Origin of the sequence: Kothea flammea, from assembly GCF_052161645.1 — a bacterium.
Taxonomy (GTDB): domain Bacteria; phylum Planctomycetota; class Planctomycetia; order Pirellulales; family Pirellulaceae; genus Laterigemmans.
Genome location: NZ_CP197414.1, coordinates 7,078,588 through 7,105,460 on the forward strand (window position 1 = coordinate 7,078,588; position 26,873 = coordinate 7,105,460).

Here is a 26,873-nt window from a genome sequence, read left to right on the forward strand (position 1 = left end):
CCAACTCATTCCGATTCAGTGCCGGAAGATAAGACCTCGTGAACGAGTCATTGATCTATTTCCTTTCGCTGTGCTTTTGGATGCGATGATAGTAAAGCGTTTCGGTGTCTGAGGGTTCGTAGTGGAGAACCGGTTCATCGATGCAGCTTTCGTATGCATGGTGTTAACGCTATGTGCCGGCTCCATAGTCGGCGATCGTTTGCTGCCCCAGTTGAGTGTGAAGCTGTTGGTGCCGTCGCGCGGAGCCGCAGGAATCAGCGTCGCGTTCCCTCTGGTGCCGCCTCAGCCGTAACTGTACGTGCCGATGGCGGCTCCTGGGAGGGAAATCGAGGCGTGCGTGTTGTCAGGTATTGCAAGAGCAGGATTCGTCCGTGCCACTTATCGGAAAGTTGGAGATCTCCCGACAGAAGCTCTAGACAGTACATAATTTATAGATTCGTATCCAACTAAATGACATGCGTGGTAACGTCGGGATGCGCACCGCACTGTTCCAATCGGTTGAATTGACCGATGGCGAAATACATTCGTGGGATTTTTCAGCGTGAAGCCTCTAAGGTGTAATTGACCTCGGTTCAAACTTTGTTCGCCGCACCATTAAGAAATAACTCGACTATAGCATGAGCCAGTTGGCGCGTTAGGTATCGCTTGGGACGAGACTTGCGTGAGAACAAGTTCAGGGGCTGATCCACCATGCTGCAAAAAGAGAGAGCCAGGAATTCCGGATCGGATTTCTGTAGTTCTTGAGTCCGAACACCCTGCTCCATTAGCTGCACGACCAACCGAAATCGCTTCTCGGTCAGTTTGTCCAAAACTCCGTCGATCTCTGGTACGGTGGCTCCCATGTAAGTTTGAAACATCAGTCGCGGGACACGCGGATCGCTGCAACAATGCTCGAAAGAAGACATCACGAAGATCAACAGCTTTCCCGCAACGCTCGGTTCGCCGACGAGAACCTCGGCCATTCGCCGCTGGCTCTCGCCGTAATGCTGTTCGATCAGTGCCTGCAGCAGTGCCGCCTTGTCCGCAAAGTGGTGATATAGCGTCGGTTGCGTCACCCCGGCCGATTTCAGGATCTCCCGAATGCCCGTCGCAGCATAGCCTCGTTGAGCGAAGATGGTGAGCGCTGCATCCAACAATCGCTCACGTGTTTTGGCTGCCGCCTCACTACGTGCACTCATTGTGTTTGCTCCACATTCTTGCGATTTTGTTTGAGGTCATGCCCCAAGTTGTCGATGATTGTGTGAATGAGATCCTCGGTTCGTTCAGCGGTGATTAAAAAGAAACAGAACAGCATTTCATCGGTGGTCTCTTCACCCCAAGACACTCGCTGGGGTGGTGATGACGGGTTTGAGGGGTTGTCCGAGGAGTTATCAAAAACGGCTTCAACAACCAACTTGGTACCAGCTTGCAAACGTATCGGCTGCTCATAGTAGTACTCATCCTGCCAGTTGTAATCCCACTGCGGAATATCGATCAGCACTTCCTCATTGACCTCATTCGGCTGCAGCGCCGTCACTCGCATCGACTTGCCGAGCAGATGCATATGAGGAACAATTCCGACCATGATCACATCTTTGGGCAAGGTATAGGAGGTAGAACGTCGATAGTTGGCCTCACCCGCTGGGATGTCCATCTCATAATTCGCCATCCAGATACTCCCGACTAGCTTCGCAGGTTCCTGTAGCGATTTCTCGAGCGGTTTATCGACAAAATAGAGTCCGACTTCGGATTGATCAACTTCAGGCTTGCCAGTCGGGTGGTAGTGGACTTGTACCACAAGATCGCTGTCTTTTTTGAGGTAACGCCCCATATCGTTTGGCAACCGCCTCGCCGTGTTTCCGACGGACCAACCACCGAGCGCCCCGCTTGGTAGAAAACCAGGCCCGCCAAAGTTGCCATAGCCGGGCTCTGGTGTCGCCGCATCGAGCTTTCTCGCTTGGCCTTTGTCGTCAAGAAACAATACCGCGTGATGCACGACGCGTTTGTTGCCAGGATGAAATTCGACCGCGGCCACCAACTTATCCTCGGGAATTTCGATCGGGAGCACGAAATTCTGCAGCAGATCCGGGCCACCCGCCGGCACCGCAAAAGGCTCCTGCATCTGGACCACAAGATCGGGGACTCCCAATTGCCAACCTTCGACAAACCTCGGACGCGGTGGCAGATCAGCTTTGTCCCCCAAAACACACCCCTCTTCGACCCACTGGGCCAGCAATTCCAATTCGCGATCGCTAAGTCTCCGCTGGCCGATAAATCGGTGTGCCGCCTGCGGGCCAGGGATCCAGGGCGGCATTAGTCGACGTTGTGTGACCTCGACAATCATGTCGGCATGAGCTTGTGCATCCACATAGCTGGATAGCGAGAACGGAGCGACTTGTCCGGGGCGATGGCAGGTTTCGCAGCGTTGTTGCAAGATCGGGGCGATGTCTCGGGCGTAGGTGACTTCAGCACCTGGTCGATTCGTTCGTTCGGGAGGCAGAACACAGCCGACCGGCTTGGTTTGGCTGAGCAACGGTTTTCGTCCAGCAGCCACTGCGGCAATTGCGTCAGCAAGAAACCGCTCTTCAACATTAACTCGCCTTCGCCCGATCGATTCGTAGGCGTTGTCGATCGCGCCGCGATACACCAAGCCACCCGACGAGTCCAAAACGAAGGCTTCGGGAACATGCGTCGGCTGAAGCGACAAACGCATCAACTGTGATCCATCAAACAGGACGGGAAATGCCGCCTGATATTCGGTGAAATGCTTTAAAGCGCTTTCCCGTGTCGTATTGGGATCAGACATCACGCCGTACAACTCGACACCGCGGGGCAATGCCCCCGCTAGACGGTTGAGTTCAGGAAGGTACGAGTTGGAAATTGGACAGGATGTCGACAGGAAAACGAACGCTCTGCAGACGCGCGTGTCGTTTTGAGAAAGAACATAAAGTTGACCATCGAGCCCCTGCATGTCAAACTGAAGATAATCTTGTTTCGCGATTTGCCCCAAGGCATTGGAATTAAATAGACAAAAAACGCTCAGCAATACGCAGTGCACAAGTCTCATTCGCAACACCAGCAGTTCAAAATGGGAAAACACACTCAGCCACTTTACGTAACGATCAGTACGACTATGATTCATCAGTATACCGTTCGGTACACAATTAGTCAATGACGCACGGCGCAAATCGGTCTTTACAACAGCCGCGTTCTCAGTGGCTTGTTCCTCGATGGTTGCGATCCTGCTCCCGTGACCGGCAATCTCGCTGATTGGCACCCCATGGAAAGTTGCTGAGCTTGGCATGAAACTTGACACCTGGACTTAGCAACTTGGCCATCCGGTTTGCCTAGGAACCGTATTTAAAGAGCATCCTTTGTTAGCAGCATTGCTTCGAGCAGCCAACGCCGCCAACGGGAGAACCGTTCGCCTAAAACACTTCGAAGCTCGAACCAGAGAATAATCGCATTGACATTCACGATGATAACCAACAGGAAAAACCAGTGAGCGTTCTCTTATGATTTCCATCCTGCGTACCCGCACGAAATGGCTCGTACTATACGCGGCAATCGGATTGCTGAGCTTGGCTGACGTGGACGCTGAGGATATTGGCAGTCTGCAATTCGATGTCCGCGACCGGCACCGATTAGCCCTGCCTTGCCGAATCCATTTGACCGACGCCGAGGGCCAGTCAGTCGCCGTAGAGGATTACCCGTACTGGACCGATCATTTCGTGTGCGACGGCCGAGCGTCAGTTCCGTTGACTGCGGGAACGTACACGTGGGTGATTGAGCGTGGGCCGGAATTTGCGAGGGCATCTGGCAAAGTAGAGGTTGAACCAGAGAAGCCTTGTCGGGTCGTTGTTACCCTTCACCGAATTGCCGACTTGAGCGCCGAAGGCTGGCTCAGCGGTGATCTGCATGTGCACCGACCGGTCGAGCAAATTAAAGCTTTGATGCTCGCCGAGGACTTGCGGTTCGCTCCAGTGATCGGTTGGTGGAATACGCCTGCACCCAACGCAACCCAAGTTGATCACACGGAATTCCGTTTTGGTGACGGTCGAATCTATTGCACGCAAGCGGGCGAGGACGAACGGGAAGCAGGTGCATTATTATATTTCGGACTACGCAAGCCTTTAGATCTATCGGTGCAGTCCCGCGAGTTTCCGTCGCCGATGCATTTTGTCGAGCAAGCAAGCCAACAAAACGAAAACGTTTGGATCGATATCGAGAAACCATTTTGGTGGGATGTGCCGACATGGCTGGCGACTGGTCGGATGAGTTCGATTGGAATCGCCAACAATCATATGTGCCGATCCGAGATGTTAACCAACGAAGCCTGGGGACGACCGCGCGACTCGCAGCGTTTGCCCGATCCACACGGCAATGGATACTGGACCCAAGAAATCTATTACCACATTCTCAACTGCGGCATCCACATTCCACCATCCGCCGGAAGCGCTTCGGGCGTACTGCCCAATCCAGTGGGGTATAATCGTGTCTATGTGCAACTCGAGCAAAACAAGTTCACCCGTGACAATTGGTTCGCGGCACTGCGTGCTGGGCGTTGCTTTGTCACCAACGGACCTTTACTGCGGGCCACGGCCAACGACTTATGGCCGGGGACGACCATGAAAATTGACAAAGACTCGCTGAACATTTCGTTACAAATCGACTTGGCGACCAACGACGCCGTGTCGATGGTGGAAGTGATTTTCAACGGTGCTGTCGTGAAGCAGATTCCCTGCGATCAGCAGCAAACCGAACAGCATCTAAGCGCTACGCTCGAAGTAAAAGAGCCGGGTTGGATGTTGCTCCGTGCAATCGCTGATGTCGAAGAGACATTCCGCTTTGCCTCAACCGCCCCGTGGTATATCGAAGACGATGCGGCCGAGGAACGAGTTAGCCGTCGTTCGACAGAGTTCTTTCTCGACTGGGTGAATGACCGTATCGAGCGAATTAACGCGAACGTGAGTGATCTTCAGCAGCATCAGCAAGTGATGCGCTGGCATGTCGATGCACGCGAATACTGGCTGCGCAAACGGGAGATAGCCAATGCTGAGTAACACGTCATTTCAGAAGCTGGGCTTATCGCTCATTAGCATCCCTGTGTTCATGGTCACGCTGGCCATTCAAGCGGCGCGATGCGATATTCTGGCCGCTCACGAAGGCCACACGCATGCTCAGGCGGAGCGTCGCGAATCGCCTGCCAAGTCATCGGTTGAGACGGAGGAAGCGGGCCAGTATTTCCAGCTTTTTACCTCCCTGATCGCTCAATGGCCCAGTGCTATGACCGAACAATTGATCTCGCAGGCTACTGAAGAACATCGCTTTCTGCACAACGACCCGAAAGCAATTTCACTGGAAGATCTGCGAGAGCAACGTTTGAAAACGCTAAGTCAACTGCGCCAACAGCTTCCTAGCATTAGTGTTGACTGGGCCGATGCACCTGTCTTGCGGCCAACGTCAATAGCGCCCATCGTTGCTTGTCGTTCCATTGCTACGCCGTTACTGGTTACGCTTGGCAACGGTAGCAAGACTGACCTGTTGTTGAGTGTCCAGCCAAATGGACGAGAAGTGCGAATCAAAGCCGACTCTGAGATCACATTTCTTTGTGAAGTCCTGGTAGATGCATCGACTGGAGTATCCAACCACGTCAGTATTCCGTTGGCGAAGGCCCCTGGCGAAGACCTGGAGCGAAGTGTCGAAGTCCCGGTCAAGGTGGCACAAGCCGCAGTAGTCCGTGGAACGATTCGCGACGGAAAGGCGATCATACCGGCCCGAGTGACCGTGTTGTGCAGCGACGGCGTATATCGCTACGGCGGAGAATTTTCAAACAAGTCGACGTTCACCGACAAACCGATCATCTATCCGCCAATCGGAACGTGGCGTAGGAATTCGTTTTTCTACAGTGACGGCACCTTTGAGATCGAGGTGCCGCCCGGTGCGACACGGATCACGCTGGAACGTGGATTTGAGCATGAACCTCAGACAATCGATACAAGACTCGACGCCGGTCAAACGATAGAGGTCGAATTAGCCTGCCAACAGATGATCGACATGTCGGCTCTGGGATGGATTTCTGGCGACACGCACGTTCACTGGGTTACCAATGCCTGGAATGTCGACGAGCCGCTGTCGCTGCTTTCAATGGTTCAGAAAGCAGAGGACTTGCGGGTGGTCAACAACCTCACTCTATTGCAACGCTATGCCGATCAAGCATTTATTAAACCTTCCCAGGCTCCGATGGGGCCGATATCGCAGTTCAGCAACTCACGCTTCCATTTGCAGATGGGGGAAGAGTACCGCAATGAAGACCTGTATGGCCATCTCTGTTTTTTGAATATCGACTGGCTGGTCCAGCCGATCGGAACAGGATCCATTATCGCGGGACCAGACGCTCTAGATTATCCCCTCAATCGAACAGCGATCGACGATTGTCGCGCTCAAGGAGGTATCAGCATTGAAGCTCATGGAACAGGAGGCAACAAAGATGTTCCGGTCAACGTCATCCACAATCTGGTCGATTCACTGGATCAATTGGAACCGGAAATGTACTATCGGCTGTTGGATTGTGGATTTCGTTTGCCATTGACCAATGGCAGCGATCATCCGGCTCGCAATCTGGGCATCGCACGTGCCTATGTCAAGGTAGATGGTTCTTTCACTTACGACCGCTGGATCGAGGGCATTCGACGCGGACGGACGTTCACATCATCGGGGCCTTTAATCTTTCTGGACGTTAATACTTCGTCCATTGGCGATGTGATCCAGAGCGGTTCTGAGGAGACACTGCATATCCAAGCAAAGGTGATCTCGCGTCACCCCATTGGAAAATTCCAGATTGTCTCTAACGGCCAAATCATTGCCGAACGAATGATCGACGAGACCTCTGCTGAGTTGAAGCTCAGCATCCCGGCCAATGAAAGTCGTTGGATCGTAGCGCGTTGCAGCAATCGCACCGATGGACTATCCGAGTTCGGCTTTGGCGACTTTAATGCCATCACGGGACCTGGGATCGCCCACACCAGCCCTGTCTACGTCCACGTTGATGGCCAGCCCCGTTTTGATGCCTCGGCAGCCAAATACTGGGCTGATCGTATGCGAGCCCATGTGCTCGACATCGGGTCCAGAGGCCGCTTTGCCAGTGATGAACAGCGCGACGAGGCGATCAATTACATTGAGCAGGGAATCGCCATGTTCAATGCTTTGGAACAGCAAATTCAGACCGCTCGTCAGCGCGACGAATCGCTGGATGAAGCGAAAGATCGTCTGGCAAACGTTGTCCGACGATTTGGCAATACATCCGAAATCAAGGCGGCGCTGAAAGCGCTTGCGGCGAGTGAGACTCGTCGTGCACTGGACGAGGCACTTTCACCATTAACTCTCCTGTCGGCCTCGGTGAATCCTGAGTCACGCATCAAGATTTCCTCTCGGACCGATCGCATCGAGCTGCTGCAAGGGCGACCGCAACGCTTTCTCATTCAACTTGAAAACACTGCCGGCACAACGGCTCCTCTGGGACTAACGGCGATCGACATTGCCAGCGCCCCGCCGCAAGCTGCTGATTGGTTTGACATTCGCGTAATCGACAGTCCCTTTTCGTCGGTCCACTGCACCGGCGCGGAACACGAATTCAAAGTGATCGAGGTTCTGATGCGCGAAAGCGGGCTGCGTGAAGTGAGATTAGTCGCCGACGTAGGGCAGGGGACGCAGGATCTGGGATTTCGCGCGACCACAGATCTAATGATCGACACCAAACCCCGCCGCACCACCAATACAACAACTGCAACAAACGGAAGGTAGTGCCATGAAAGCCGCTCAACTGATTCTGTTTAGCTTGCTCTGTGTGGACATCGCATCGGCCGAACAGACGCCGGATACTTTAGCGGAGAGAATACCGCGACAACCATTGTTGGCTCAAGTTCATCGGCTTGGCGAAGCGATGGATGTGGTCGGTAGCCCGCTGGATGAAGCCACATTGAAGCAACTCTCTTTGCTCAAATCATCGGATGATGATAGTTACGTCACCCGAGAGGTTCAGCGACTGCTTGACCCGCTCTGCCTAGCAATCGTTGATGTTCAGGTCGAGGGACCACCGCGAGTTACTCGAGGCTCGGCAACCCCAGAACTTCTCGAACAGGGCTGGCGAACGTTTCTTGTTAAAGTTCTCAATCGACCTGGGCGGACGCAACGTCTGCTAATCGAGAGTCCTAATGCTCGGCCGTTGCCGCACGCTCCCGCTAACGAAGTCGAGTCTCGCTGGATGCAGATTTCCGCCTTCGAAGGACAACCGATGCGTCCTAACTTATGCGGATTGAAGCTGGAATATCGGATCGTTCAAATCTACAGCCGAGACACTGGCCGCAAGAACGCGCTGCTGGAATTCACGGTCAGCCGTGCCGCGGGCGACGACAGTGAACTCGTTCGAGAGTGGCGTTTTGACAGTGACACCGACGGCTGGCGAGCGTTGAATCAATGTGAAATTGTGGCCAAAGATCGTTCGCTGCAATTCACTTCCAATGGCGAAGATCCATTCATTGGGGCCGATGTCGAGTCGCGTGGTGGACCGCTATTGCTTCGATTCTGGGCGCAATCGGACGCGAGCGGCATCGGGCAATTGTTTTGGTGGACCAAAGATCGCCCAGAGCCTACAGGCGACCGGCAAACGAATTTCATCATCGAACCCGGCAACGAGCATTTGTATGAAGTCCCATTCTTTGTGGAAGGCACGCTGGCCGGGGTTCGACTGGATCCGCTGGTTCGACCAGGAAACATGCGCATTGATTGGATTGACCTTTATTCCGCGCAACGCTCAGGCGATTGGGCCAAGCTCGATTTTGACTTCGATTGTTTGCCGGCGACCACGGTCACCTTCCGAGTTTTTGATGCTAAAGGCAAGCCGGCTTTCGGCAAGTTCTTGATTCGCGACTCGAAAGGACGCATCTATCCAGCACAATCAAAACGTCTCGCCCCCGATTTCTTTTTCCAGCGTCATATCTATCGCGGTGATAGAGAACAGGTTGCGCTCCCGCCAGATACGTACACCGTTGTTTGTTCACGAGGTCCCGAAACCATCCCCGAAACGAAGAGGTTGAAGGTCGGAAACAAACCGACAGAGTTGGTTTACCGCGTCAACCGCTGGATCGATCCTGCGCAAGCGGGCTGGTGGTCCGGTGATCATCACATTCATGCCGCAGGCTGCCTGCACTATGAGAATCCGACGCAAGGGGTCCAGCCGAGTGACATGATTCGTCACATCATGGGCGAAGACTTAAAAGTCGGATGTTGCCTGACGTGGGGGCCATGCTTTGACTACCAGAAACGCTTCTTCACCGGTGAAGTCGCTGAGCAGTCCCAGTATCCATACACGCTACGTTACGACGTGGAGGTATCCGGTTTCGGTTCACACATGTCGGGTCACTTGAATCTCCTGAATCTCAAGCAGCAAATCTATCCTGGTGGAGAGTCTAAAGATCATTGGCCAACTCTGGGGCTCAACACATTGCGGTGGGCCAAGCGACAAGGCGCAGTCTGTGGCCCGGCTCACTCGTCAATCGGTTTGAGCCGCTTTGTTGGACGCGTTCCCAGCACCGCTGGAAAAGATGGTGATCACGGCCTGCCCAATTTCAACATCCCCGCTTTCGATGGAATCGGTGCCAACGAGTTCATCGTGGACGTTACCCATCAGGTCCCCGGACCCGATGGCGAACTGGTTCAAGCCGTTGATTTCATCTCCGCAATGAATACCGAACGTGTTGCCGAATGGAACATGTGGTATCACGTTTTAAACTGCGGCTTTCGCGTTGCGGTCAGTGGTGAAACCGATTTCCCCTGCATGACTGGCGAACGTGTGGGTGTCGGGCGCGTTTACGCTCAGGTGGATGATGAACTGACGTTCGATAAGTGGGTCCAGGCGATTGCTACCGGTCGCAGTTATGTGAGCGATGGCTTTTGTCATCTGCTGGATTTCGTGGCGGTCGAGGATGCCTCAGGCGCTACCGCCCGTCTCGGCATAGAAAGAAGCGAAGTCAAATTGGAAGCGCCTGAGGAAGTAACGTTTTCCGCCAACGGGGCTGGACTTATCGAAGGCAAGCGTGAAGTTCTCGCCGAACTTATCGTCAATGGTTATCCGGTTGCAACGAAGAGCCTGAAAGTCGATGGATTGACTCAAGACATCTCGTTCCGGCATACGTTCCAAGCTAGTAGCTGGGCCGCCATTCGCGTCTTCCCCCACGCCCATACCAATCCCATCTACGTGATCGTGAACGATCAACCCGTACGTGGCTCAGTCGACAGCATGCGATGGTGTTTGGCGGGTGTTGAGCAGTGTTGGAAATCCAAGCAGGCGACATATGCTCCATCGGAACAGCAGGACGCAAGGTCAGCATACGAGCATGCTCGCAAGATCTACACGGACCTTATCAATGAGCAATAGTCATTGACCTGGGGTGTATGGCTCCGTCGCGACTCCAGACGACCACGAACTTGAGGCCCTTGCATCCGGTAAACGAAGCGTTGCGTTAACCGCCGACGACAACACAAAAGTGTTCTTGTTCACCTTTGCCGCCGGCGATGGCCTTAAAGAGTACGTCGGCCCGCTGCCAGAGTCACAGCGCAGCGGGCTCGGGCGTTTTCTTTAAATGCGGTGCCGGTGATGCCCGCTAATGGTCCCAGAAAGAAGCCGGCGTCGTGGGCGATCCGCAGCCCGCTTGGCTAGGGCCTTTAAGCAGAGCCGTTGCATGTTGACCGTTCCGGTAGAGCACGACCAGAGTTCTGAATGGACGGAGTTCGCTTGTGTGCCGAGCCGCTGCCTGCCCAGATGTCTCGTATGGCCTTCAAGGCAGCTACGTCATCACCGCCGCAGCAACTTGCGATTGCCATCCGTCGCCAACCATACAAAACAGCCATGATAGCCAGTTAGGCTGTAAACAGTAGATTCAGGAAGACCAATCCGACGATCCGCGCAATCTGGAAATTCCATCCCCGATCCGGCATCGACTGAGTCGATTGCCATACTTCGTGTACAAGTCCAAGAGCCGCAAACGCGGCGCTGGCCAGGAACAACCACCACGCGGTGCGCAGAATAGTCGAGCGGGATTGAACAGTAAGGTGTTCAGGTGTCAAGAGTTGGTTTCCATGGCTTGATTCCAATGAGTCGAAATAACTTGAAAGCCCCACAATGAATTTCAGCATGGGTTTAAGCGAAATCGTACCCGGCCATCGAAACACGCAGGTAGACCGCCAGGAATTGATTTCTAACGAAAACGTCGTCTTTACGAAACAGACTAGACTATATCTACTGATAAAGTGACGCCAAACCTCGACACCTAAAAAAACGCTTATGGACGTGACTGATGATAAATTCCTGTTGATGAAAATGCATAGCTGAGTGATTGGTTCAAGCGAAGAGGTGACCCGACGCCCATTGAATTGGTCGCGGAAGAACCTACAACTCTACTAAAGCTCGAGTATCACAAGATCCTCGAGCAACAGGGCATCATCGTCGATATGATTGCAGGCACCAGTGCCGGCGCGATGACGGGTACACTCTACGCCTCTGGCCTGGAGCCCGACGACAACGTTCAATGCTTTATAAACGATTTGACCCCTTCTTGGCTGTTGCGCCAATTACCCAATGGCGGCTGCTGGTATCTGCTCAACAAATACCGTCGTGGAAAATTTGATCCGATGCTCGGGACTTACTTAAAAGACAGTCGGTTGGAGCAACTGGCAATTGCTGTGCAGTCCGTCACCGTCGATTTGGTAAGTGGACAGGCTGTTGTGCGGCGTGAAGGAGATACCGTAAACGCTATCACGGAGAGCATTAATTTGCCGGGACTCGCTTCGCCCATAAATCATGACGGCCAAGCTCTGGTCGATGGCGGGATTGTCAACAACGTGCCCGCGAACGTATTGGTAAAGGAGGGTTGCAACTATATCATAGCGGTCAGTGTGACCGCTTCGCTGCAAACAGAATTTGCCAGTAACCGACCCGATACGCCTACCGCCAAAATGCGGCCTGCCTCGACCCTGCAAACGCTACCCCGCACCTTTCTCGTCCAAAATGTCAACATGAATTCGATTGGCGTACAGCCGGCCGACTATGTCATCCAATCCGACGTCACAACGTTTGGTAGTACCGAATTCACCCGGGCTGATGAGATGCCCGCCATTGGTGAGGCAGCCACGAATGACTCACTACCTAAGCTCAAGCAGCTGTTAGCACAAGTCGATGCTCAACTTTTGCCTGAACACCGCTTTGTCGGGCCATCGCGAGCGTAAACGTGTCAAGCCAGTACCACTGCTTTATTGTTTCAATATCCATTTTTAGAATTAGCCGCTCGGCCTTGGCCGTAGTTCTCTTTGCAGAAACCGGGGCCGGCACCCTGCTGCAGATTTTGCTGACCCTTATTCTTCTGACTGATTATTGATAGGAAATTTGATTCCTACTGAGGCTAACAGGAACAAGGGAGACTCGCTGATTCAAGGTTTGTGCTCATGAAAACCACCCGACTCCTCCTCCTCATCATCTCCGAACTTGCCGCCGTGCTTCCGGTGTTCGCGGAGGTCAACCCGATTGCCCACTACAACCTTCAGGGACAGGGCGGCATCCGCGACACCGCCGCCCCTCCCACAATCTCCGGGCAGGTCAAAGGTGCTCCCGAACTCACCCGTCAGGGATCGCCGAAGATCATGACCAGCAGCCCGCTGCCACGGCGCCAGGTGTCCGACTCGTCGATCAAGTTCGAAAACGACGAGCATTGCTACAACACCAATCGGAACCTCGCCAACGGCAGTAATTTCGTGGTCGAGGTCTGGGCCTACGCCACCAAGGCAGATGACCCCGGCTGGCACGCCGTGCTGGCAAACGGCAACGGCGGCACCGGCTTCCTGATCGCCCAAAACGACGACTCCTGGAAGGTCCTCGTCGGAGGCACCGGCGACGTTACACTTGGTAAGGTCGTGCCGGAAACGTGGACGCACCTAGCGATCGTCAAGGAGGGCGGCACCTGCAGCGGCTGGATCAATGGCACCCGGGTCGGCCCGCTGCCCGATCTCGGCGTTGGCGCAGCCAACTTCTCTATCGGCGCGACCGCCCCGGGCAAGGAACCCTTACGCGGATGGATCTCCGAAGCCCGGGTTTCGACCTTTGAAACCGGCAAGTTCGAGCCCACCGACTTCCTCCTCGACCAGGAAAAGATGAAGGAAGTCGTGGCTGCCGATCTCGCCAAGCGGGCCAAGCTCGTGAACACCTTGCTGCAAACCCCGGGGGTCAAGGTCGTGCGAAGCTTCACCGAGCAGCCCGCCACCACCGACTGGCTGATCCAGCCGCCGACCCAGGCTTCGAACATCCAGATCCGGCCCGGCGACAAATCCCAGACCGCCGACATCCTGGTCACCAACGGGCTGATCAGCCGGGAATTCCATGTCGCCGATGGCAATCTCGGCTGCACCAGCCTGCGACGGATCGATAAGGACATCGAGTTTCTTCGCACCATCAAGCCCGAGACCCGCATCTGCCTCGATGGCAACTGGCTCGAGGTCGGCGGCCTCGTCGGCGCGCCCGACCAAGCATTCCTCACGCCGTCCTGGCTGCCGCTGCTCCGCTCGAAGCCCGGGTCCTTCCGCCTAGTCGGGATGGAGGTCGGCGGCTGCGTGAAACCCTACGAGTGGCAACCCAAGTGCAACGCGCCGGAGGACATCGCGTGGCCCGCCAAAGGGCAGCGTCTCACCTTCCAGTTCGCGGCACCGGAAAACAGCCCCTATCAGGGCACCGGCGTGGCCGTGTCCTATGAGATCTACGACGGCATTCCCGTGATCATGAAGACCTTCCAGTTCATCAACAAGACCGAGCGGGAAATCGTGGTCAGCAAGTTCCAAGGCGAACATCTCGCCGTCCAGCCGATGCTCTCCGCCATGCTTCATGTCGAAAGCGACTACTCGTTTGCGCTCGCCAATTTCCGCGAAACCAGCAGCGGCCTCGGCATTCACGCCAACGGTGGCCGCACCGGCTTCAAGGACTACTATCTCGGCGGCGGCACAACCCGCCTGGTCCGCGATCCGAACTGGGGATCGATGGCCACGCTCAATCCCGCCGAAGACATCTTCCTCAACGATCCCGAGAACGCACTGCTTCTCAGCCAGCCGCCTACCGGCCCGAACTGGACGGTCAAGCCGGGCGGCTCGTTTGACGCCTTCCGCACTTTTGAAATCCTCAACGATTCGACCGACCTCGAACGCAGCACGCTGGCTCAGCGACGCTTCTATCGGAAGCTCGCCCCGCAGACCAACGAGAAGATGTTCGAAGTCCACGCACCCCGCACCCGTGACCTGCGGATCCTCGGCCCGCTCATGGACCAGATGGCCGAGATCGGCTTTGACCAGCTCCAGGCACCCGAGCACCCCGGTGGCTTCAACCACGCCGACAGCTCCGAAGCTAACATCAAATCGATGAAGGTCATCTGCGACTATGCCAAGCCTCTGGGAATCCGTGTCGGCGCCTATGAACTCATGATGGCCTCCCGCGGCTGGGGTTCCCGCGAGGACAACTACAACACCATCGACCCCATCACCGGGAGGCCCGGCAGCGCCTTCGGACAAAGCGCCTGCGGGGCCAGCGCCTGGGCTGACTTGTATTACGACAACATGTGGAAGACCATCGAGGGTGCCGGCATGGGAGCCTTCAAACCCGACGGCCCGTTCCATGGCGACCCCTGCGCCGCCACCGACCACCCCCATCACAAAGGCCTTGAGGATTCCCAGTGGGCGCAGTGGATGTGGATGAACAAGGTCCTCCACGAAGGCCAGCGACGAAACCTCTACCTTACCGTTCCCGACTGGTATTTCCTCAACGGCCAGGCCTGCACCGGCATGGGCTACCGCGAAGCCACCGACCTGATCGACATCACCCTGCAAACCCTCATCTACCGGCAATACATCTTTGATGCCACCTGGCACAAAACCGCGCAGATGGGCTGGGTAAACCTCAACACCGAAGTGCTTCACGGCGGCCTCGAGAAAAACCTCGAGAAATATGAGCGGACCTTCTTCGTGATGCTATCATCCGGGGCCCAGGTATGGGTGCGCGGCCACCGCCTCTATGACGGCCCGAAGAGCAAGGCGATGCTCAAGAAGTGGATGGCCTGGTATCACAAGCATAAGGAGGTCATCCTCGGCGATATCATCCACTTGGAGCGCCCCGACGGCCGCGGACTCGACTACTATCTCCACGTCAACGCGGGCGGCAAGGAGAAGGGCATGCTGCTCGTCTTCAACCCGCTCGACACCGAGGCCTCGCAGACCGTCGACCTGCCGCTCTACTACACCGGCCTGACCAGCCAGGCCTCCATCCGCAATCGAGAAGGAACGGCGGAAATCCATCAACTCGACGGGGCCTCATCCACCAGGCTGCCTGTCACCCTGCCCGCCGGTGGATTCACCTGGTTCATCATCGAGTGACGAACCACAATTCTCGACACCTCGTTGATGCGACTGATTCCCCGACACCACATCACCCCTTGCCTATGAATCCCGGCTCCTTTTCCGATCTATCAGGCAACGTGCCGCGGCAAGGTTCTCGACACCTTCTGTCCGTTCGGCCCGGTGCTGGTGATGCCAGCACGCAGGACAATCGTAGAAGAAACACGCTGGTCAAACACGGTAAGAAGCTCAGCGGCAAGCTCACGGTCGTGATGCAGATCGCCCAGTATTCAACCGTCCTGCGGTGGGTTCGCAAGTTGAAGTGGCACTGGCTATTATACTCTGTATACTCTATCGAATCGGGTTCGGGAGCATTCCGCTTGTTCGCATAACACCGTACGAGTCAGTCCTGCTTATCGCGAATTTCTAAATCATGCTCATTGGCGTAAGACTCTACATTGCCCCCCGGCTTCCTCGCGATCGCTTGGGACAACTCATGGTGTTGCTCTTGTCGGCATGCATGCTTTGTCTAGGCCCCGTCGCATCGGGGCAAGAGCCTGCGGCCGAAACGCTAGGCGACGCTACGACCGCTGTTACGGAGATACCTGACGATCCACAGGAGACTGATACCGACCCTCCGATCATGCTGGAGGAAGTGCCTAATCGCGCAGAAACGACCAGCGCTGAGTTGGCGACCCTGCTGCCCGGCGACAGCTCCCGCCGGACCCTTGAGCGGGTTGGCGGTGAAACGGATCTTGCACTCAAAGAGGTCAAATCGCATTTGGGAAAGACCCGGCAACTGCTGAGCGGACGTCCCAACGTGCGCACTCTGCAAAGGTCGTCGGCCGAACTCAGCGAGATGCTAAAGCATTTGCGGTCACTCGAAGAGCAACTAGACGACGAGTTGGACGGCTTCGGGATATCAATCGACCGAATCGACAAGATTGCAGCGGTTTGGACGACGACGGACGAACTGGCCAAGGCTGAGGAGGACGCCGACGCGACGATGTTGACGCGCATTTCCACCGTACTCGTTGAAATCGACGAGACGCGGAGGGCAGTCATTGAACGTCGCAATGAGCTATTAGCCGTGCGCGACAGCCTGGTGAATCCGAGCGTTGCACTCGGCGAAAAAATTGAACATTTACAAACAACGGCAAAGAAGCGTCTAGCGGGGATTTTTCGAGCGGAACAACCACCGATATGGAGCTCGCAAATCCGGGAATCGTTTCATCAGGAATGGCAATCCATCGGACCAGCATTCTTTAAGAAACCGTTTGAGAAGCGCGGGCAAGTCGCACGGAATCCTACAGAGACGCTCGGCTTCCAGTTGGTGTTATTCCTCGCTTTTGGGTTTGCTTTACGCTGGCTGCGCAAACGAACTCGAACGAGGGCGGAATCTGACAATCGTCTGCAGCACGCCCAGTTAGTCTTTGAACACCCGTGGGCTATGGCTGTGCTGATCACAACTGCTCTCACGATACCGCTAGACCCAACATCGCCGCGCAGCGCGGGCCTTGTCGCCGCCGTGTTTATAACCTTGGCGACATTGCGAATCGTTCAGCGCTACTTGCCACCCCTGATGATTCTGTTTGCCTGGGGGCTGGCGGGTTTGTTCGTACTCGATCGGTTGCGAGACCTGCTGGAGACGATGCCCACACTCGATCGCTTGGTTTTCCTGACAGAGATGGTCGGCGGGCTCTGCTTGTTGATCTATTTACTGAATCCACGCCGGATCGCCAAACTGCCCGAAGAGCGGAAACTTCATCCGTTCTTCCGGCCTCTCTACTTGGCGATGAGCGTGGGTGCTGGCCTTTTGACGTTAGCAGTCTTGTCCGACTTGGCTGGCTGGTGCGACCTCGCCGTGTTGCTGGGGGACGGCGTCTTGAGGAGCGGGCAGCTAGGTTTGGTCGTCTTTGTGCTACTGAAGGTGGCTTTGGGGCTGACGATGTTTGCTCTCGTCCTCCGGCCACTCGGACTCATTCGAGCGGTCGCAAATCATCGACAGACCGTGTATCGTTGGCTGGAGCGAGGATTGATCATCCTTGCGGTCGGTTTTTGGGCGGCACGTGTCGCCGGTCAAATCGGCTTGCTCGCGCCCGCAACCGAGCTTGTTCAACAGGTGTTTGGTGCCAGTATCGACGTTGGCGCGCTCTCGGTTTCTGTTGGCGACGTAATGGTGTTCGCGTTCACCGTTTGGTTCTCGTTTGTACTAGCGCGCGGAATTCAGGTGCTGCTTCAAGAAGACGTGTTCACGCGGGTACGTACAAGCCGAGGTGTTCCGTATGCTGTCTCGAACCTTGCCCGATATAGCGTGATCTGCCTGGGCTTGCTGGTCGGCCTGGCCGCAGCGGGCGTTGAGATCGGGAAACTCGCCGTCGTCGCGGGCGGACTAGGTGTGGGGATCGGATTCGGTCTACAAAACGTTGTGAACAATTTTGTCTCCGGTTTGATCCTCCTGTTCGAGCGACCGATTGATGTGGGAGACACGATCGAATTGTCCGGCACATCGGGGACTATGAAACGGATCGGTATCCGCGCCAGCGTGATCCGCACCTTCGACGGGGCAGAAGTCATTGTACCCAACGGCATGCTAATCTCTGACAAAGTCACCAACTGGACACTTTCGGACAGGCGTCGGCGAGTTGATGTGAACGTAGGGGTCGAATACGGGACACCCGCCCAGCGAGTGATCGACATGCTCATTGAGGTGGCGAAGACCAATCCCAAGGTGATTCGCAATCCCGAGCCGGTCGCCTTTTTTGAGAACTTCGGTGACAGCTCTCTCGATTTCAAGCTCCGCGTGTGGTTCGACGCTGATTCTTCTACCAACGCTTTTACGATCCACAGCGATGTTGCAGTCGCCGTTCAGCAGGCACTTGATGACGCGGGCATTGGCGTACCCTTCCCGCAACGCGACCTTCGCCTGATCACGGTGCCCGAGAATATTAAGGCCGACCTCGGCATGGCAAAGCCGCAGGCCGATACTATCGCTGAGTCGTAGTATCGTTCTCTTCGATTACGGCAAGTCAAAAATGAACGCAGTCTGGATACGGTGTGCGTCGTCAGATTCGCTATCAATATTCTCTCGTAGGCCATATAAGTATTCGATGCCGACCTTCACACGATCAACCGGATTCCAAATCAAATTGGCGGCTAAATAGGTTGTCCGGTGAACGTCGTCGGGCTGCTGGAGTAACGTGTTGTCCAGGGCGTTTTCGGCGTAGGTGAAGTTGGAATCCAGGCGATCGGTCCATTCCTGCGTGTAACCGACCATCCAACCTGTAAGTCCCAACAATTCGTCCGTGGTTGCGGTTTCGGGTGCGGCATCGGGTAAGCCCCGATAGCTCCCAATCCCGTCTCCAAAGACGAATTGGTGATAGATCTTGCTGCGATCTGTAAACAGCATGGTACCGGTGAAATTCAAGCCCCAGCCAGATCGTGTAATCACACGTTCATCCGTTTGTTGAAAGCCGCCAATCCGGTACAAACCTGCGACTTGAAATTGCCCCCAGTCTTTGCTGAGGCGGAGTCTTGCAACCAGATCCGGTGAAGGCGTACGCGCGTCGCCGGTGATTCCAGCAGGTGGGACGACAATAAATTGCGTATCCTCAACAGCGAGTGCCAAAGTCAAGTCTTCGTGCAGCACAGGTTGTGTCCAGCGGATCATTGCCTGTCGTCGATTGACGCTGGAAACACTCCCTTCGAAGTCCAAGGTTGCGGGTGCCGCAGCGATGTCGGTAAAGGTCGTCCAAGTCTGCCCGACCAACAGAGAGCCGACCTCGCCATAGGCGTGACGTAGCCGATAACTGTTGCCATTGCCGAAAAAGTCGCCTTCAACGAAGATTCGAACAGGGTTTTCGCTCGCCACCCAACGTGTATCAAAGCTCAGTCGCGTCTGCCGTGAATGAAAACGCGTGTTGGTCCGTTCGGGCGCGCCAACTGGTATCTGCGTCGTGTCGAATAGATCTGTGGAATCGATTGGATTAAAGTCATAAATAAAGTCCGCTTTGACATATCCACCGATCTTCATCGCCACGTCTTCGCCGTACACAATCAAGCCGCCCTTAAATTCAGGCGGAGAATAGAAATCGGTGCCGACACCAAAGCCACCAGTGTTACGTGAGAATGTTCCTTGGAACCTGCCTTCACTGGCCGCGGGCTTCAGTCCGATCGGCGCGACAGCTGACCCGGCAACTTGCGCGACAGGCGTCGGCGCATTCACTTCGCCACGAAAATCCGCCAAGACAAGGCCCGTGGATTGCTCGTCGATCTCGGCGAAGGAGAACGAACTAGGGAGCTGCAGCCCAGTTGAAGTGTCGCCAGGTCGCGCCGTATCGGCTTCGTTGTTCTTAACGGCTTTTGAAAATCCCAGGTCTGAAAAGGCAAGCTCTTGCGAATAGCTCACGGTGCTGGTCAAGGCAACGCACAGTGCGGTCGATAGTGCTCGATTTAAACGCATGTGGCCTCCAGCTGCAGCACAACGACACTAGCGGAAAAAGGATCTTTAGAAGGCTTGCCAAATTGACACCGCCCAGAAATATGAAACGATGATAGGAGTGTCAACCTCACTTCAGGTGTTCGATCGACGCGGGTCTCGTTTCGCGACGTGACTCAAGCCGGTCACGCAGAGCGTTTTCAGAAGTGGCAGAAACAGCTACCAGGCAAAACCGTTTCTACCGCCGAACGCAGCTGGCCAGCGGTTCGGCAACAGTCAATCACCGCTCCCGTGGCGACAGCTCATCCCCAACAATCAACTTACCCACACACGCACCTCAGCAAGCACTAAATTACCAAAAGTGACCCAACCCGAAGGAACGACTTTGACCATCCATGTCAGCGAGGCAAAACATTTGCGCGGAACGGTCTTGAAGGTGGACGGCCACTTGAAAGCCGCTGACGTCGCGGAGCTGTCACAGGCATGTCGATTGGCAAACGATTTGAGTACGCTCGATCTGTCGGACTTACAGTCGGCTGACAAGGCCGGCTTAGAGATACTGCGAGAACTATCCTCCCTGGGTGTGCAGCTTCAAAATGCATCTCCCTATATTGAATTGCTGCTGAAGCCCAATTCCCATTGAAGGTAAAAGTAAATGAACATGAAAGTGAAATCGCTCGCCGTCATCTTGATGCTTGCCGCCGGCGCGGGCCAGTGTGTTGGCCAGGAATCTGCCGCAACTGGTGAGGTAGATACAAAAGCAGTTGCCGAATCGAAAGTTGACTCGCCTGATCTGGCTGCCATTCTCAAAGCTTCACAATCTTTTGTGGTCGCCTTCAATCAACATGACGCGAATGCGGTTGCCACGTTGTGGACCAAGGACGGTGAATATGTTGACGGAGCGGGGCGAGTTCTTGTGGGACGCGCTGAAATCACAAAGGATTATCAGGCGTTCTTTACCGCCAATCCGGACGCCAAGATCAAAATCGTCATCGACTCGCTGCGACTACTGAGCAGCGACACAGCGATCGAGGATGGCCGTGCCGCTGTCGAGTCATCGACCTCGGGTGCTGGAGGCTTGACCAATTACACGGCTGTCCACACCAAGGTGGATGGACAATGGCTGATGGCTTCGGTCCGTGATGCGTCGGTCCAAGCTGTGCCGTCCGTCGCAAGCGCCGCGGATCTGGAATGGTTAATCGGCAAATGGGCTGCTGAAGAGCATGGCGTGACGATGGAGTCGGATTGCAGTTGGGTTGTTGATGGGCGGTTCATTCAGCGCAAGTACACGACCACTCAAGTCGATGGGAGCAATTACGAAGACTGGATGACAATGCGTACGTGTGGCAATCGATTCAGCGAACTGCAGGCGGGATGGTGATTCCAGACACCGACGAAGTTGTCCTCAAGCGAATTCCGATCGCCCGTTGATTTTCCGATCTATCTCATCAAATCATTCATAAAGTAGCCCAATCATGTTACGAAAATATTTATTGACGTCGCTCGGTATCGCTTTGACGTTGTGCGTTCCACTCCATGAGGCTTGGGGGCGCGACGAGGAGGTGGCGGCGGCGGAGGACGCGGTGGTTTTAGCGGCGGTGGGGGCGGCGGCTTCAGCGGCGGTGCTGCCCGCGGTCCAAGCCGAATGGGGAGTAGCATGGGCGGGCGCGCTCCCAGCAGTTTCGGCAGCAGCTCCCTACGAAGTCCCGGCGTCGGTGCCCCCTCTCGAGGTCCCAGCGGTATCGGGGGCGGTGGTCCAGTGGGCGGCAATGCAGGCGCTCGGCCCGCAACTGGAACGGGTACGATTGGTAGTCAGAATCGCAGTCAGTTCGCAGCCCCCAGCAGCGGCCAGCTCAACAGTTTTCTCGGTTTGCCCTCCGATCAAGGTCTGCACAGTCTCAACTCCGGCAGCCGTGCTGGTAGCTTAACAAGTCCCGGTCAATTACCGGCTGGCGAAGGCAGGTTCGACGTGAACTATGGTACGGCGGAAGGTGCTCGGGGCGGTCAAGCTGGGGGCGTCACGGTGACCGGGCCACGCGGTAACACGGCGGGACGAGCTGTCGGTGTCGGCTCGCAAGGTGGTGTCGCGGCAGTCGGCGGCGTTCAAGGTGCAGCCGGTGGCTCTGCGGTCCGCGGTGCCGCGGTCGGCCCTGGCGGCCAAGTCGCCGCCGGTCGTGCTGCAGTCGGACCGGCCGGGCTCGGAGGTGGAGGTGCGGTGGTGGCTGGCCCCGGCGGAGTCGCCGCGGGATTCGCTCGCGTCTCGCCTTCAGGACGATACACAGCGGCGGCCGCGGTTCGGACGAACTACAACCACTGGGGCATCTATGGAAGCGGCTGGTACACCAATCACCCCGGTGCTTGGTTTGCTGCCGGTTGGGCATCAAGTGCCGCTTGGAATGCGTGCACGTGGGGCAATGCTGCCAGCTACGACGGCTACAGCGAAATGCCACCCGTCTACTACGACTACGGAAACAATGTCACATATGAAGGCGACGTCGTGTATATGAACGGCGATGCGGTCGGCACGTCGGAGGAGTATTACGAGCAAGCGGCAACGCTGGCGACCGCTGGCGCACAAGCCGAAGCACCGGCCGACAGCGACTGGCTTCCACTGGGCGTGTTTGCATTGACCAAGCCCGAGGAAACTCAGTTGGCAGTGACCATCCAACTTGCTGTTAACAAGGACGGCATCCTTCGCGGCAACTACACTGATACCAACACGGACAAGACGCAGCTCATTCAAGGCTCGGTCGACAAGCAAACGCAGCGTGCTGCCTTCACCGTCGGCGATGATACGACCCATTTGATCGAGACTGGTCTGTACAACTTGACCAAAGACGAAGCGCCCTGCTTGCTGCACTTCGGCAGCGATCGAACCGAGCAATGGTTGCTTGTACGATTGCCGGAACCAGAGTCCTCGGACAAGCAAAACTAACAGTCGGCGACGACACAATCGTTTAAACGCGTGGGCAATGCCCCACGCGTCCTCTGCATAAACCCTCTGACATTCGCCGACCAACCACACTGAAAACAACAAATCTACGAGTTCAATCTATGAGAAAACTGATCCATCACCTCGCGTGCATCGCCGCGGCGATCGTCGCAATACCCAACATTGGTTTCGCCCAATCCGAACCAAGCTCATCACCTCCGCTCGACCGTACAAGGCTGCCGATCGCTGATCCCACCCTAAAACCGATTACGGAACTGGATGTCCGCAACACGAAACCGCCGGCTCGATTTAAAGTCACCGCACCGAAGGGTGCTCCTAACGTCGTCATCATTCTGATAGACGATCTTGGTTTCGGCGCAACCTCCACGTTCGGTGGCCCGATTCCAACGCCAACTCTTGATCGTCTGGCGAAACGCGGATTGCGCTATAACAATTTCCACACCACTGCACTTTGCTCGCCGACGCGCGTGGCCCTCAAGTGCGGTCGCAACCATCATACCGCCAACGCTGGCTCGATCATGGAAACAGCCACGGCGTACCCAGGCAACACGGGAGCGATCCCCAACAGTGTTGCACCGCTCGCCGAGATGCTGAGGCTTAATGGCTACAGCACCGGCGCGTTTGGGAAGTGGCATGAAACGGCAGCTTGGGAAACCAGCGTGTCCGGACCGTTTGATCGCTGGCCGACGCACCAAGGCTTTGACAAGTTCTATGGCTTTATCGGCGGTGAGACCGACCAATGGTCACCGCTGATTTTCGATGGTGTCGTCCGCATTAACCCGCCCCTCAAGGAAGGTTATCACTTCACCGAAGACATGACCGACCAAGCGATCAATTGGATCAAAGCCCAACAATCGCTCACGCCCGACAAGCCGTTCTTCACCTATTTCGCGACCGGCGCAACACACGCTCCGCACCACGTGCCACAGGAATGGATTCCTTTCCGAAGCCAAGAGTGCGGGCAGGCTCAATCATCCGAACACGGTTACGATTTACGAGGTGGCTCATGACGAGGACGTCCACTATCTCGTGATGGAAGTCGTCGCTGGCGGCAGCACCGCTGAGTATCTTGAGCAGTCCGGCGCGTACGCTGTCGGCGAAGCGACTCTTCTGGTTAGCGAGGCCTGTCGAGGGCTCGCCGCCACGCATCAACAGGGACTGGTCCATCGAGACGTTAAGCCGGCAAACCTGCTGTTGACGCAAGACGGCACAGTGAAAGTCGCCGATTTTGGTTTGGCCAAGCGAGCGGCAAAGCAGTCCATGATGATGACTCAGGAAGGGCATCTGGTTGGCACGCCCTATTACATGAGTCCCGAGCCAATCTTCGTCAACACTTGTCCGCCCCGCCTCCGAAGCGCTCATCCCCGATCGCAGAAGCTTTACGAGCACTCTGGTGGCGGGCTTAAGTTTGCTCGCCCTAGCCGGTAGCGGTACCGCCTAATTGCGGCGACACCCACGGGCGAACCGATCCGGATCGGTATCCTTCATTCGCTGACCGGCACGATGGGGCACAGCGGTTCCTCGGTAGCTGACGCGACCCTGTTGGCCATCGATGAACTCAACCGAAGCGGCGGCGTGCTAGGTAGACCGCTCGAGCCCATCGTTGCCGACGGTCGATCCGATCCGGATCGGTTTCTCGTCGAAGCAAAACGGATGATCGATGAGGAGAAGGTTTGCACGATCTTTGGTTGCTGGACATCGGCGAGCCGTAAAACCGTCGTTCCGTTATGACACGCTGCCATACGAACGGGGCCAATGTGCTCCACCGACTTGTGCGGGAGTGAGGAGAAACAGGCCGGGACGTGTGGAGCGGGTAGCTTAAGGTTCCTGGATTCGCTTGCGCGATTCGGCGGTTCAAACAAAGACAGCCAATGGGGCCCGCCTTCGTGCTTTGCGACCAAATGATCAGGGAGACCAAGCAAGCTGAGTTGTTGAGGGTGCGAGCCAGCAGGCCTATTTTCCCACGGTTGAATTTGTTGACTGCCTGGGGGCTTTCAGCCTACCCCTAGTTTTCAAGTGAGCGGGAGCTTTACGATCAGATTGGGAAAGATCTCTACGACAGAGGACTCTTGGGGACCAACGGGTTTCATGCGATAATGAGCGGACATGGGGTTTACGAAAAACGAACGACGGCCATGCGAGAACAGTCTCGTCGGTTTATCTCTGAGCTGAGATAGTTCAGTTAAAATCACGGGAGGAGCGACATGACCAACGACAGTTTCCAAATCCGCCAACTCGCCGTCGAACTTCAGCCGCCTGAATCCAGCAAGCAGAGCATCGTGCTGACCGACGACGACAATGCAAAAGTTGTATTGTTCGCCTTTGCTGCTGACGTTGTTGAAATAACACCCGAAAAACTTCTTTCCGATTTGGAAATTCGCATGAAAAGATGTAAGTCATGACCACGAACAACACACCGACAATCCGCAAGCCGAATGAAGGTTGTACCATTGCCGTCGTCGGGGACGTGTACCGTTTCATGGCGACGAGCGAGGATACAAACGGCAAATACGCTATGTGGGAAGCGACTGTGCCTCCGGGCGGCGGGCCCCCCCCGCATGTCCACAGTCGAGAGGAAGAGAGCTTCTACATTCTCGAAGGCGAAATCACATTCCAGATTGGTGAGGAACGTAACGTCGCACCCGCAGGGATGTTTACCAATATGCCCGTGGGAACACCGCATTCATTCAAGAACGAAAGCAATCATCCGGCGAAAATGATCATCTCGATCGCGCCCGCTGGACTGGAAAAAATGTTTTTCGAGTTCGGTGTGCCGCTGCCGGAAGGTTCAACCTCCGCATTGCCACCGACAAAAGATGAGATCGAGAAGCTTTTGGCGATTGCACCAAAGTATGGAATCGAAATCAGAGTGCCACACCATGACTAAGGACACGCCGAACGTGATCAGACAATACGAAGATCAGGATTTGAACGATCTGTTGACAGCTTGGGCTGCGGCTTCGGAGATTGCTCACCCTTTTCTGTCAGAAGAGTTTCTTGCCTCAGAACGAGAAAACATCCCCAACCTTTATCTGCCTAATGCCGAGACTTGGGTGTTTGAAGCCAGTGAACAAGTCGTTGGTTTCGTTGCCTTAATTGGCAATGAAGTAGGAGCCATCTTTGTGCATCCCGGCCATCAGAGAAAGGGCGTTGGACATCGACTGATGGACAAAGCCAAAGAACTTCGAGAAGAACTCGAAGTCGAGGTGTTTGTAAAAAACGCCATCGGACGTGCGTTCTATGCAAAATATGGGTTTGAACCAATCGAAGAGAAGGTCCACGACCAAACCGGGTTTGATCTCCTCCGACTTCGTCTTACCGGATCCGCTGAATGAAACTCAATGTCGCCATTCTCGGCTCTCTGCTTCTTCTGGCCGTCGCCGCATTCTGCGTTTTCGGATTCTTAGCAACGTTCGAGCCGACCGACAATGCGGCTCAGTTCATGGCGTTCAGGATTGGATACAGCGTGATCGGTTTGGGCTGTTTGATTGGAATTGGAATCTTGATTGTGAACGCTGTTCGTAAATAGGTTGACGCTGCTGACCGCCACAATGGCGAAATCGTTCGCCTTTTCCGAATCACCGAGACGGCCTCCAAGCAGGACAAAAGATCCGCCTTCAAAGAATTTATGGCTTTCGCAAAGAAGAACGCCCACAAGCTTAATGGTCTGATCTTTTACAAGGCTGATCGGGCTGCCCGAAACTTGTTCGATTATGTTGAGCTAGAGCGGTTGGAGTCAGAGTTCGGTGTCCAGTTCATCTCCATAGCCCAGCCAACAGAAAGTACACCAGCGGGTCGAATGCAGCGGCGAATGCTGGCGAGCATTCTACACGGAACAACAGTCCATCGACGAAAAAGAGGGAATCCAACACAGGGTCGAGATTGGCTCATTCCCTAGCCGACCTCCCTACGGCTACCGCAACATCCGAATTGACGGTCGCAGCATCGTCGAAATTCATCCCGGGGGTTCGGGGGCTGGCCCCTGACCGCGCTGCAAATGGAGTTTAGTAACTGTTGCAAAGTTGTCTCATAGTCGTTGACACATTCCGGAGGGCGTCAAATATCTGCCCTCAGTTCCCAAGA

Annotated in this window: 21 protein-coding genes and 1 pseudogene; 18 read left to right on the forward strand and 4 right to left on the reverse strand. The window is 55.4% G+C overall.

Features of this window, described 5'->3' with window-relative positions:
* Window positions 1-572 precede the first annotated feature (572 nt).
* Complete coding sequence (locus SH139x_RS26440) at window positions 573-1,178, reverse strand: TetR/AcrR family transcriptional regulator (protein ID WP_488352734.1); 606 nt, start codon at window positions 1,176-1,178, stop codon at window positions 573-575.
* A complete protein-coding gene (locus SH139x_RS26445; protein ID WP_488352735.1) occupies window positions 1,175-3,121 on the reverse strand; it encodes an alkyl hydroperoxide reductase in 1,947 nt (648 codons plus the stop codon). The genes SH139x_RS26440 and SH139x_RS26445 overlap by 4 nt, the downstream gene beginning before the upstream one ends.
* A 373-nt stretch (window positions 3,122-3,494) precedes the next feature.
* On the opposite strand from SH139x_RS26445, the gene SH139x_RS26450 reads away from it, so the two are divergent.
* From SH139x_RS26450 to SH139x_RS26460, 3 genes are read left to right on the forward strand one after another with little or no spacing between them, the layout of a single operon-like run.
* A complete protein-coding gene (locus tag SH139x_RS26450) occupies window positions 3,495-5,042 on the forward strand; it encodes a CehA/McbA family metallohydrolase (RefSeq protein WP_488352736.1) in 1,548 nt (515 codons plus the stop codon).
* The gene (locus SH139x_RS26455) at window positions 5,032-7,782 is read left to right on the forward strand and encodes a CehA/McbA family metallohydrolase (RefSeq protein ID WP_488352737.1); all 2,751 of its coding nucleotides are present in this window, start codon (window positions 5,032-5,034) and stop codon (window positions 7,780-7,782) included. Before SH139x_RS26450 ends, SH139x_RS26455 begins: the two co-directional genes overlap by 11 nt.
* Window positions 7,783-7,786: 4 nt before the next feature.
* The gene (locus SH139x_RS26460) at window positions 7,787-10,414 is read left to right on the forward strand and encodes a CehA/McbA family metallohydrolase (RefSeq protein ID WP_488352738.1); all 2,628 of its coding nucleotides are present in this window, start codon (window positions 7,787-7,789) and stop codon (window positions 10,412-10,414) included.
* Between the two features lie 482 nt (window positions 10,415-10,896).
* On the opposite strand, the gene SH139x_RS26465 is transcribed toward SH139x_RS26460, so the two are convergent.
* A complete protein-coding gene (locus SH139x_RS26465) occupies window positions 10,897-11,172 on the reverse strand; it encodes a hypothetical protein (RefSeq protein WP_488352739.1) in 276 nt (91 codons plus the stop codon).
* Between the two features lie 237 nt (window positions 11,173-11,409).
* On the opposite strand from SH139x_RS26465, the gene SH139x_RS26470 reads away from it, so the two are divergent.
* The 3 genes from SH139x_RS26470 to SH139x_RS26480 all read left to right on the forward strand — a co-directional run bounded on the left by SH139x_RS26470 (window position 11,410) and on the right by SH139x_RS26480 (window position 18,403).
* Entirely contained in the window at window positions 11,410-12,261 is an 852-nt protein-coding gene (locus SH139x_RS26470; RefSeq protein WP_488352740.1) for a patatin-like phospholipase family protein, read from the forward strand.
* A gap of 216 nt (window positions 12,262-12,477) precedes the next feature.
* The gene (locus SH139x_RS26475; RefSeq protein ID WP_488352741.1) at window positions 12,478-15,438 is read left to right on the forward strand and encodes a LamG domain-containing protein; all 2,961 of its coding nucleotides are present in this window, start codon (window positions 12,478-12,480) and stop codon (window positions 15,436-15,438) included.
* 394 nt (window positions 15,439-15,832) lie between these two features.
* A complete protein-coding gene (locus SH139x_RS26480; protein WP_488352742.1) occupies window positions 15,833-18,403 on the forward strand; it encodes a mechanosensitive ion channel family protein in 2,571 nt (856 codons plus the stop codon).
* 15 nt (window positions 18,404-18,418) lie between these two features.
* Here SH139x_RS26480 and SH139x_RS26485 read toward each other — a convergent pair whose 3' ends face one another.
* Window positions 18,419-19,861: a DcaP family trimeric outer membrane transporter gene (locus tag SH139x_RS26485; protein ID WP_488352743.1), complete on the reverse strand. Its 1,443-nt coding sequence runs from the start codon at window positions 19,859-19,861 to the stop codon at window positions 18,419-18,421.
* A gap of 337 nt (window positions 19,862-20,198) precedes the next feature.
* Here SH139x_RS26485 and SH139x_RS26490 point away from each other — a divergent pair, with 337 nt between their 5' ends.
* The 12 genes and pseudogenes from SH139x_RS26490 to SH139x_RS26545 all read left to right on the forward strand — a co-directional run bounded on the left by SH139x_RS26490 (window position 20,199) and on the right by SH139x_RS26545 (window position 26,688).
* Window positions 20,199-20,480 (forward strand): hypothetical protein, encoded by a 282-nt coding sequence (locus SH139x_RS26490; RefSeq protein WP_488352744.1) that lies wholly within the window; start codon window positions 20,199-20,201, stop codon window positions 20,478-20,480.
* 18 nt (window positions 20,481-20,498) lie between these two features.
* Window positions 20,499-21,218: a YybH family protein gene (locus tag SH139x_RS26495; RefSeq protein ID WP_488352745.1), complete on the forward strand. Its 720-nt coding sequence runs from the start codon at window positions 20,499-20,501 to the stop codon at window positions 21,216-21,218.
* A 94-nt stretch (window positions 21,219-21,312) separates the two neighbouring features.
* A complete protein-coding gene (locus tag SH139x_RS26500; protein ID WP_488352746.1) occupies window positions 21,313-21,765 on the forward strand; it encodes a hypothetical protein in 453 nt (150 codons plus the stop codon).
* Window positions 21,708-22,772 (forward strand): hypothetical protein, encoded by a 1,065-nt coding sequence (locus SH139x_RS26505; protein ID WP_488352747.1) that lies wholly within the window; start codon window positions 21,708-21,710, stop codon window positions 22,770-22,772. The genes SH139x_RS26500 and SH139x_RS26505 overlap by 58 nt, the downstream gene beginning before the upstream one ends.
* A 119-nt stretch (window positions 22,773-22,891) precedes the next feature.
* Window positions 22,892-23,728: pseudogene (locus SH139x_RS26510) on the forward strand (sulfatase-like hydrolase/transferase); the annotation flags it as partial.
* Window positions 23,676-24,218 (forward strand): serine/threonine-protein kinase, encoded by a 543-nt coding sequence (locus tag SH139x_RS26515; protein ID WP_488356098.1) that lies wholly within the window; start codon window positions 23,676-23,678, stop codon window positions 24,216-24,218. The pseudogene SH139x_RS26510 and the gene SH139x_RS26515, both read left to right, overlap by 53 nt.
* A 45-nt stretch (window positions 24,219-24,263) precedes the next feature.
* Window positions 24,264-24,521 carry a transporter substrate-binding protein gene (locus SH139x_RS26520; RefSeq protein WP_488356099.1) on the forward strand — a complete coding sequence of 86 codons (258 nt, stop codon included), beginning with the start codon at window positions 24,264-24,266 and terminating at the stop codon, window positions 24,519-24,521.
* Window positions 24,522-24,994: 473 nt separating this feature from the next.
* Window positions 24,995-25,192, forward strand: coding sequence for a hypothetical protein (locus SH139x_RS26525; protein WP_488352748.1), 198 nt, complete (start codon window positions 24,995-24,997; stop codon window positions 25,190-25,192).
* Entirely contained in the window at window positions 25,189-25,677 is a 489-nt protein-coding gene (locus SH139x_RS26530; protein WP_488352749.1) for a cupin domain-containing protein, read from the forward strand. Before SH139x_RS26525 ends, SH139x_RS26530 begins: the two co-directional genes overlap by 4 nt.
* Entirely contained in the window at window positions 25,670-26,125 is a 456-nt protein-coding gene (locus SH139x_RS26535; RefSeq protein WP_488352750.1) for a GNAT family N-acetyltransferase, read from the forward strand. The genes SH139x_RS26530 and SH139x_RS26535 overlap by 8 nt, the downstream gene beginning before the upstream one ends.
* Entirely contained in the window at window positions 26,122-26,319 is a 198-nt protein-coding gene (locus tag SH139x_RS26540; RefSeq protein ID WP_488352751.1) for a hypothetical protein, read from the forward strand. Before SH139x_RS26535 ends, SH139x_RS26540 begins: the two co-directional genes overlap by 4 nt.
* A 30-nt stretch (window positions 26,320-26,349) precedes the next feature.
* Window positions 26,350-26,688: a recombinase family protein gene (locus SH139x_RS26545; RefSeq protein ID WP_488356100.1), complete on the forward strand. Its 339-nt coding sequence runs from the start codon at window positions 26,350-26,352 to the stop codon at window positions 26,686-26,688.
* Window positions 26,689-26,873: the final 185 nt, after the last annotated feature.

Bases quoted from the DNA above. Each gene is read 5' to 3' on its own strand.
- SH139x_RS26500 (WP_488352746.1), top strand. From the start codon at position 21,313: ATGTTACGAAAATATTTATTGACGTCGCTCGGTATCGCTTTGACGTTG.
- SH139x_RS26525 (WP_488352748.1), top strand. From the start codon at position 24,995: ATGACCAACGACAGTTTCCAAATCCGCCAACTCGCCGTCGAACTTCAG.
- SH139x_RS26455 (WP_488352737.1), top strand. From the start codon at position 5,032: ATGCTGAGTAACACGTCATTTCAGAAGCTGGGCTTATCGCTCATTAGC.
- SH139x_RS26445 (WP_488352735.1), bottom strand. From the start codon at position 3,121: ATGAATCATAGTCGTACTGATCGTTACGTAAAGTGGCTGAGTGTGTTT.
- SH139x_RS26465 (WP_488352739.1), bottom strand. From the start codon at position 11,172: ATGCTGAAATTCATTGTGGGGCTTTCAAGTTATTTCGACTCATTGGAA.
- SH139x_RS26440 (WP_488352734.1), bottom strand. From the start codon at position 1,178: ATGAGTGCACGTAGTGAGGCGGCAGCCAAAACACGTGAGCGATTGTTG.
- SH139x_RS26460 (WP_488352738.1), top strand. From the start codon at position 7,787: ATGAAAGCCGCTCAACTGATTCTGTTTAGCTTGCTCTGTGTGGACATC.
- SH139x_RS26450 (WP_488352736.1), top strand. From the start codon at position 3,495: ATGATTTCCATCCTGCGTACCCGCACGAAATGGCTCGTACTATACGCG.
- SH139x_RS26475 (WP_488352741.1), top strand. From the start codon at position 12,478: ATGAAAACCACCCGACTCCTCCTCCTCATCATCTCCGAACTTGCCGCC.
- SH139x_RS26530 (WP_488352749.1), top strand. From the start codon at position 25,189: ATGACCACGAACAACACACCGACAATCCGCAAGCCGAATGAAGGTTGT.
- SH139x_RS26480 (WP_488352742.1), top strand. From the start codon at position 15,833: ATGCTCATTGGCGTAAGACTCTACATTGCCCCCCGGCTTCCTCGCGAT.
- SH139x_RS26540 (WP_488352751.1), top strand. From the start codon at position 26,122: ATGAAACTCAATGTCGCCATTCTCGGCTCTCTGCTTCTTCTGGCCGTC.
- SH139x_RS26485 (WP_488352743.1), bottom strand. From the start codon at position 19,861: ATGCGTTTAAATCGAGCACTATCGACCGCACTGTGCGTTGCCTTGACC.
- SH139x_RS26495 (WP_488352745.1), top strand. From the start codon at position 20,499: ATGAAAGTGAAATCGCTCGCCGTCATCTTGATGCTTGCCGCCGGCGCG.
- SH139x_RS26535 (WP_488352750.1), top strand. From the start codon at position 25,670: ATGACTAAGGACACGCCGAACGTGATCAGACAATACGAAGATCAGGAT.